The organism is Pseudoselenomonas ruminantium, from assembly GCF_900113715.1.
In the GTDB taxonomy this organism is placed as follows: Bacteria; Bacillota; Negativicutes; order Selenomonadales; family Selenomonadaceae; genus Selenomonas_A; species Selenomonas_A caprae.
Window position 1 is genome coordinate 38,991 of the sequence record NZ_FOQK01000026.1, and the last position, 8,126, is coordinate 47,116.

An 8,126-nucleotide genomic window follows, 5' to 3' on the forward strand; every position below is an offset into this window, starting at 1 on the left:
CTCCCCCATTATCTTACCGACACTGCCTTAAAATCCATCTTGTCACCCCGGTGGCGGGACAAGGAATATTCAAACGGACGGCCATCGGATAAGAATGCAGTCTGCTGTACCTCCAATACTGGCATTTTTCCCGTTATGCCCAAAAGTTCCTGTTCCATCTCCGTAGGCATAACAGCTCTCACGGTACGATGCGCGAACTGGATATGCATCCCCAGAGTCCCTTCGATATAACGGTAAAGCGAATCTTTTAAATGCTTTTCCTTCAAGCCAGTAATGAGATCCATCGGCATCTGTGTGTATTCGATGACCACCGGTTCGCCATCTGCACAACGCAGACGCTGGATATCGTAGACAAAATCATCCGGGGAGATTTTCAACTGCCCAGCCACTTCCACGTCAGGATGGATTATCGCAAAGTGCAAGACCTCCGTATGTATCTTGTGCCCGGAATAATATTCCGAGAAGCCCCCGAATTGAGAAAACTTACTGCGTTTGCTTACGGCACTGTCGTCGACGGCCTTGACAAAAGTTCCTGCTCCCCGGCGCTTTACTACCAATCCATCACGAACCAGTTCATCTATCGCATGTTTGATGGTTATACGGCTGACGGCAAACTCGGTACACAAATCCTTTACCAGGGGCAGTTGACTGCCAGGCAGATAATCGCCCTTACGGATAGCTTCGCGGATTGTGTCAGCGATCTGCTGGTATTTTGCCCCGCCGCTCATTTCACCGTACCTGCCTGCAATTTCTTATAGTCCGTATTGCCATCGGCAAAGATACTGGCCGGTTCGTTATAAAAGCTTGTAAATTCATCTATCATCTCATGCCCGCGCTTATCATCCACCATGTAGGGCATAAAGAAATTATGTTCCTCTTTGTCAAAATTGGCCCATACCATATAATAAGCAGCCTTATGTTCCCGGCAGATTTTTCCGGCCTTGGAAAACCACTTTTTATCCACATTATCCCGTACAGCCAGACTGCCACCTCTGCGCACACCGGCTTCTGTAAGGGCAATGACTTTATGCCGCTCCTGCCCCAGTTTTTCCATAACCGCCAACGTTTGGGAAAGATTCTTATACCAGCTGCCGCTTTGATCATCATCATAGCTATCCACACCGAATATATCCACATAATCATCGCCAGGATAACGGTCCAGATAAGCAGCCGCATCCGCAAAGGGGCCATTGGGCGAATACGCATAGAGGAAATTATGTACGCCTTTCACATCGCGCATATATTCTGCCGTATATTTCCACAATGCCAAGAAATCATTGCTGCTGATATTGCTGCCCCCCCACCAGAACCAGCTTCCATTATGTTCATGCAGCGGGCGGAAAATCACTGGGATATGCTTATCCTGCAGACACAGCGCAAAGTTTGCCACCATATCCAGATAAGCACGATAAACTTCATTGAGGTCTCCCCCCGGCAGAATCCTTTTTCCTACATCGCCGGTCAAGACATTAGGGCTATAGCCTTGAAAATCGTAAGCACCATTCACGCGCGGCTTTTTCGCTACGACCGCAAAATTCGGCATGTGCATCGATAAGGTGATGATTGCCCCCTGCTTGTCAGCATTTTCCGCAATCTCCACGAGTTTATCCGTATACGTCACACCAGCTGCCTTTTCTGCAGCCGTTACTTTCAACTCATCCCCCGTAAGCGATAACGAATCCATGCCCACGACACCCGCGATGCTGCCGGTCACATCCTTGCAGTCAGACTCGCTGCCGCTATCCACCCGAAACATCTTGTGGTGCGTGTCATTCTGATGGCCGTAGATGACTTTCCCTGCCTGCGGAACAGCCAACAGATACCGATAGAGCCTGGCTGCCTCTGGCGTCAGCTGTTTATCCACCACCTTATTGGTAAGCGGAGCCAAATTTTCCACTTGCGCCACCGTCAGCGCTTCCTTTTGGGCTTTGCCATGATCTGGCAGCACGCTGCGCTGCACATACGCTTTATCCTGCGGATTATCCAGCACACTGGCGTGTCCCACACCGGCAAATACTGGCATGCTCAAGGACAAGCCGACCGCCAGCGCCAACAATCTTTTTTTCATCAAGAAACACTCCTTCCGCTACTACTCCGTAAAGCCATTATGGGCAGCCAAATCCTTGAACCAGTATGCAGACTTTTTCAACGTCTTCTGCTGATTGGCCAAATCCAGCGCAATCAGGCCATAGCGGTTCTTATAGGCATTGGACCACGACCAGCAGTCAATGGGGGTCCAAAGATGGTAGCCGAAGCAATTCGAGCCTTCGGCAATCCCCCGATGCAGCCACGCCAGATGCTCTTTTATAAAATCGATCCGGTAATCATCGGCAATCGTGCCGTCTGCCTGCCGGAATTTTTCCTCGCCTTCCACGCCCATACCGTTTTCGGATACGTACCAGGGAATATTGCCATAATTGTCCCGGATGTTGATGGCAATATCGTAGATTGCCTGCGGATAGATTTCCCAGCCGCGATACGGATTCATGCGCCGGCCTGGCATTTCATACGGCGCAAAATACTTCTCCGGCAGCCAGCCTTCTGAATCATCAAAAGCCGTCTGCGCCTGCGCCCGGAAAGGCTGATAGTAGTTCACACCCAAAAAATCAACGGTATTCCTTTGGAGCAAGGCCAGTTCCTCCGGCGTACTTTCCCAAAGCACACCATCCTTGCGCAGGATTTCCACCAGCTTCGGCGGGAAAACGCCTTTGACGGCCGGATCAAGGAATGCCTTGTTCTTGAACGTTTCAGCAAACGCTGCTGCTGCCAGATTTTCGGCGGCATCAGACCGCGGATAGGCAGGGGTCAGGTTGATTACGATACCAATGCGCCCGCCCTGTTTTTCGCACGCCGACTGACGGAAGCGCTCAATCGCCATCGCCGAAGCCAAATTGAGATTATAGATGCATTGCACGGCCTTTTTCCCATCGACCTGCAGCGGATAATGGAACCGATACAGATACTCGCCTTCGGCTACTACCATCGGCTCATTGAAAGTCGTCCACTCCTTGACCCGGTCGCCAAAAAGCGCAAAGCACGTTTCGGCAAAATCAGCAAAAAGCACAGCAACCTTCTTATTCGTCCAGCCGCCATATTTTTCATAGAGCGCATAGGGCAGATCGAAATGATGCAGGTTAATGATCGGACGGATGCCCTGGCGCAGGAATTCATCGATGACTTCGTTATAGAAGCGCACACCATCGGCATCCGGTTCGCCGGTTTCCAAGTCCTTTATGAGACGTGACCATTGGATGGACGTACGGACAGAATTCAAGCCGGCCTGCTTCATCAGGGCAATATCCTGACGGAAATCATTGTAGAAATTAGAAGCCACATTGGGGCCAACGCCGGCAAAAAATGCCTCTGGCGCCTGATCATACCAGTAATCGAAGAGATTCCGGTGGGCCTTATGGAACCGCCCCTCCGACTGGGGGCCGGACGTAGCTGCCCCCCACCAAAAATTCTCTGGGAATTGATACTGCTTGGCCATAGATTACCCCTTCTTCACATCTTCATACAAATCAACCATCAATTTTGCCATGTCCCGCACCGCCAGCGAAGTCATGAAATGATCCTGGGCATGAATCAGCAGGATGCTTTTCTCGACCGGCTGCCCATCACACTCTGCGCTCATCATCGCCGTCTGGATATCATGGGCCTTGCCGATTTCCTGCCCCGCTGCTTCAATCGCTTTTCTTGCCTTTTCAATATCATGGTCTTGGGCCAATGCCTGTATCGCTTCAATCACCGCTGAACGCCCCGTCCCCGAATGCAAGATCAGCTGCATCGATTGTTCTACTGTCTTTTCGTCCATCATTCTTCCTCCGTATCCTTGATTTTATTGCCGGCAATGACAAATGGTGCATAGATGCAGATATCCATCGCCAGCCACACCAGCTGCAAAATGCCGCCAGCCAGCGATCCTGTCCCGATCGTACCGCCAAAGAACAGGGGCATCGTCCAGGGTACTACATATTTGAAGATAGGTACGAGCCCTGCCGAAACAGCCAGCCAGCCCACGATAGTATTGGCGAGCGGCGCCAAAATATACGGAATCAGCAAAAGCGGATTCAACACGATAGGCAAACCAAAAGCAATCGGTTCCTGAATATTGAAGAGCATCGCCGGAAAGCCAACCTTGGCCACTGCCCGCCAGCTGTCACGCTTGGAGAAGAGGAAAATGGCAATAAGCAGCCCCAGCACATGCATAAGCCCCGCTTCAAAGAAACCATTGGAGAAAATATAGGCCGCATCGCCCGACTGATTGGCCAGCTGCGCCGGCATATAGACCATATTCTGGATGGCTGCAGTCACATTATGCCCATGAATGCCAAACCACCAGAAGAACCAAACAATCCCCTGATAGAGCAGCGAGAAACCAATGCCCTGCGAAAAGCCCATCAGCGGTGCCTGAATCAGCGCATAAATCAAATCATTGAGCGCCTTGCTGCCCATAAACTCCATCTGTGCCAAGAACGTCGAAAACAGCGTAAACGTAAATAAGGTAATGAACACCGGCATCAGCACGGCAAAGGAATTGGCTACTGCCGGCGGCACGGTATCCGGCATCTTGATCGTAAGCTTCTTGTTCTTCGATAGATTGATGAACATTTTCGAGGACACCGTAGCTACGATAATTGCCGTAAGCACCGCTTTATTGCCAAAATATGACAAGTCAAAGGCACCAACATCGCCTACGCTCTGCGGTGTGACAATGATAAAAGCCCCCAAGGCCGTCAAGGCATTGGCAAAGGGATCGCCGCCCCAGATTGTCCCCAGCCGATAGGCAAAAGCTGCCACCAGCAGGAAAGAGAACACGCCGAAACCTACTGTCACGACGTTATTGCATAACCCTTGGATGACCTGCATGCTATGCACAAACTGCGAATTCTTATAGGCATCACCAGCAGTATCCAGCCCGGTAAAAGCTGCGCCTAAGTTAAGACCATTGGCTCCCATCACCGTTCCCCAGGGATCTAAAAGAACCCACTGAACGATGCCAAAGAAAGAACCAACGATAATGAACGGCAGCAGCATGGAAAACGCATCCCGCATTGCCAGCAAATACTTATTGCCGGAAATACGCGCAGCCAGCGGCATCATTACCCGTTCAAAACCAGAAATCACTCCGCTCATGATCCGCTTACTCCTTTCCCAGCAACTGCAATGCTTTTGCTAATACTTTATCGCCACGGATCATTCCATAGTCCTGCATATTGATGACCTCCACAGGGCATCGTCCTGCAAGGATTTTCTCCACATCGCCTTTCATATGGCGGATCTGTGGTCCCAGCAGCACAACATCCGCTTCCGCTGCCCTTTGATCCAGCACCTCCACGCTGAACGCCTCAATATGCGTATCCGCCAAGGACTTAGCCGCTGCAGCCTCCTGCATTTTCTTCACCAGAATCGAAGTCGACATACCTGCATTGCAAACCAAAAAGATGTTCATGTTTATTCCTCCTCTATAAACTTTATGTAGGAATTTTTTATCGTTTCATCTTCCTACGCCCTTATTATATTATTAGTCAATCCCTTTGTCAATAAAAGATATAACTTTTGTTACTCATTTATATTACATTATCACTTTTCATTATATCCTTTGTTGACATCACGCCCTCTCTGTAACTATAATGAATCTGATAATGGCATAGCTTACCCTTATTTTTCTGAAAGAAGGTATTTTATATGATGGTTCGGAAAATCCCTGCCAATGCTTCCGGAATCCAGTATTTTGGCCGCTGGGAAAAGTCTCCGGCAGCCTGCCGGTGTGCACAAGGAGCTACCTATATTAAAGCGAATTTCACCGGCCATTTGCTTATGGCCGATTTAATAGATCCTGGAAATTGGTGGCGAGTCAGCATCGATGACAGTCCATTTCGGCGTTTCCGTCCGCAAGGAGAAAACACCCTGTTAGTGGAAAATCTCGCTGCCGGCAAGCATAAGGTTCTCCTGGTACGTTCCACCGAAGGCTATATGGGCATCAGCGAGTTTCGCGGTTTTTCGCTTGCGCCTAACGAAACAATGCTCCCACCTGCTCCGCCCAAGGCACGCAGCTTGGAATTCATTGGCGATTCCATTACCGCCGGCGCAAAAAATGACGGTCCGCCCGATGCCCCCTACGATGATATTGAAGACAACGATATGGCCTACGGCCCGCAGCTGGCCCGAATGCTCAATGCTGAATACAGCGTATTGGGCAAATCTGGCGAAGGTGTCATCCACAACTGGGATGAAGACTGGCCTGGTCATGGGGTCCATACTGCCGATCGCTATCCCTGGACATTTTATAGTGATAAAAAATCTCCCGCCCATCATCTTTGGAATCCGCAAAACTTCCCCATAGATGGTATCCTTATCTCGCTCGGTACGAATGATTTTGGTGACGAGGAACATCCGCCTGCCCGCGAAGATTTCATTTGCGGCTATAAAAATCTTCTGCAAACAGTCCGGCAAATAAATCCCCACACCCCCGTCATCGTCATCGAGCCTGTCCCCAGTTGGCTGCCCCCCGAAGCACGCCACTGGATAAAAGCAGCCGTAAACGAATGCCAAGCCCTTGGAGATAACAATCTCTATTTCATCCCCCTGAACGAGGAAAAACCGTTGCTGGAAGCTAACGATTATGCAGGTGACAACACCCATCCCCTACAAAACGGGTCAAAAAAAATTGCCCTTTATCTAAAGGACAAAGTTGCCGAAATCCTTGGCTGGTAAGCCGGCACGCCAGACCACTTTTCTATTTTGGCGCAAAACAAAAACAGGTTCTGCTTTGTTGCAGAACCTGTTTTCATATATTTGCTTCGATCGTATCGTTTTATTTTTGCCGCGAATAAAGGCAAAACCGGCACCACAGAGCATTGCCCAAGAGCAATGCAGCTACCAGCCAAAAAAGATTACGGATGCCGATACTGGCAAAACCTGCGGCAGAGAATATAGCACCGGGCTGGATTGTCGACGCCAAGCTCGGCAATATAAAGCGGCAGGATTGGTGCCATCTGACTCATGCCAACAGATACGATAAACGATGCAATACAACATATAAAAAGATTTTTCTTCCATAACAGCGTGGTCGATGCCATAAAAAGCGCCTCGCTTGTAAATGATATGTCTTATTATCATTATAACATGCGCAGCAAATCCAACGATTAAGACATTTGCCAGTCCCCCAAGAAACAACTTATTCGGCCTCCATATCAACGCCCTTTCTTAGGCTTTGCCAATGCAAAGCTTTCGTCAATTCTTTGCTGAAGCTCCCTCATCGGTATACTGCCATCCAGACATATGGTATACCAGTATTTCCGATTCATATGCCAGCCCGGGAAATACCGCTCTCCATCTACTAAGGCGGCCACCTGCTCTGCCGTACCATGCAGATTCATGATACGGATAGGCTGGCTGCCGCCAATGCCGATTTTGCTGGGATGCACCTTCATAAAGAGCGCATACCATTTCTGCGACAAATGCGAACGGATAACCGCCGCGTCCATGTCCTTCCACGGATATTCGAGTTCATCGCCATAAGCAGTCTGCACATACTGCAAAAGCTCCTCTACATACGGTCCATGAAAACTGCCATGCTCGCCGCAGGATGCACCAATGCGGTCAAGGATTGCCCGATAAGCAGCCCGGACTTCGCCTACAAAAGCTCCCTGTGCATTTTCCACCAGATGCAGCACATAAGGCTCCTCTGACTCCGTGTCCATCAGCAAAGTGGACACAGCACCATCTATGCTTACCTTTACATGCAGCCTAAAACTGCCTGCCAGCAAATCTTCTGCGTAGAAATATGCATCTCCATCACGGCGAAAGCCAAAAGGCTCCAGCTTATCTGCCAGCAGTTTTGGCATTTCCCCGGCCGCCAGCTCATACCAGACATCAGACTTTCTCATTGACGCCTCCTTCTTGCTTGACATAATAAAAGGTCTTCTATGACTTGTTAATAGTTTATCATAGAAGACCTTTTGATTCGATAGGATATTGTAGAGACCCCCATAAGTTAGACCAAGGAATCTAACTTATGGGGGTCTTTTTATGGCAAAATATAGTGCAGAATTTAAATGTAAGGTAGTCCAAGAGTATTTGAATGGACATATAGGATATACTGCCTTAACAAAAAAATATGA

Annotated in this window: 9 protein-coding genes; 2 read left to right on the forward strand and 7 right to left on the reverse strand. The window is 49.3% G+C overall.

Annotated elements, in window-relative coordinates; genetic code table 11:
* Positions 1 to 8: 8 nt before the first annotated feature.
* The 6 genes from BM181_RS12310 to BM181_RS12335 are packed head-to-tail and all read right to left on the reverse strand — an operon-like array spanning position 9 to position 5,452.
* A complete protein-coding gene (locus BM181_RS12310; protein WP_075445356.1) occupies positions 9 to 728 on the reverse strand; it encodes a GntR family transcriptional regulator in 720 nt (239 codons plus the stop codon).
* Positions 725 to 2,068, reverse strand: coding sequence for a glycoside hydrolase family 26 protein (locus BM181_RS12315; RefSeq protein WP_256211379.1), 1,344 nt, complete (start codon positions 2,066 to 2,068; stop codon positions 725 to 727). Before BM181_RS12315 ends, BM181_RS12310 begins: the two co-directional genes overlap by 4 nt.
* Before the next feature lie 21 nt (positions 2,069 to 2,089).
* On the reverse strand, positions 2,090 to 3,490 hold the full coding sequence (locus BM181_RS12320; protein WP_075445360.1) for a glycoside hydrolase family 1 protein: 1,401 nt from the start codon (positions 3,488 to 3,490) through the stop codon (positions 2,090 to 2,092).
* Positions 3,491 to 3,493: 3 nt separating this feature from the next.
* The gene (locus tag BM181_RS12325) at positions 3,494 to 3,817 is read right to left on the reverse strand and encodes a PTS lactose/cellobiose transporter subunit IIA (RefSeq protein WP_075445362.1); all 324 of its coding nucleotides are present in this window, start codon (positions 3,815 to 3,817) and stop codon (positions 3,494 to 3,496) included.
* On the reverse strand, positions 3,814 to 5,136 hold the full coding sequence (locus tag BM181_RS12330) for a PTS sugar transporter subunit IIC (protein WP_075445364.1): 1,323 nt from the start codon (positions 5,134 to 5,136) through the stop codon (positions 3,814 to 3,816). The genes BM181_RS12325 and BM181_RS12330 overlap by 4 nt, the downstream gene beginning before the upstream one ends.
* A 7-nt stretch (positions 5,137 to 5,143) precedes the next feature.
* Complete coding sequence (locus tag BM181_RS12335; protein ID WP_033170080.1) at positions 5,144 to 5,452, reverse strand: PTS sugar transporter subunit IIB; 309 nt, start codon at positions 5,450 to 5,452, stop codon at positions 5,144 to 5,146.
* A 236-nt stretch (positions 5,453 to 5,688) separates the two neighbouring features.
* On the opposite strand from BM181_RS12335, the gene BM181_RS12340 reads away from it, so the two are divergent.
* Both BM181_RS12340 and BM181_RS15325 read left to right on the forward strand, forming a co-directional pair.
* Positions 5,689 to 6,717, forward strand: coding sequence for an SGNH/GDSL hydrolase family protein (locus BM181_RS12340; RefSeq protein ID WP_075445366.1), 1,029 nt, complete (start codon positions 5,689 to 5,691; stop codon positions 6,715 to 6,717).
* Entirely contained in the window at positions 6,707 to 7,024 is a 318-nt protein-coding gene (locus BM181_RS15325) for a hypothetical protein (RefSeq protein ID WP_177207210.1), read from the forward strand. Before BM181_RS12340 ends, BM181_RS15325 begins: the two co-directional genes overlap by 11 nt.
* 172 nt (positions 7,025 to 7,196) lie before the next feature.
* On the opposite strand, the gene BM181_RS12345 is transcribed toward BM181_RS15325, so the two are convergent.
* Positions 7,197 to 7,892, reverse strand: coding sequence for an MmcQ/YjbR family DNA-binding protein (locus BM181_RS12345; RefSeq protein WP_082336307.1), 696 nt, complete (start codon positions 7,890 to 7,892; stop codon positions 7,197 to 7,199).
* Positions 7,893 to 8,126 lie beyond the last annotated feature (234 nt).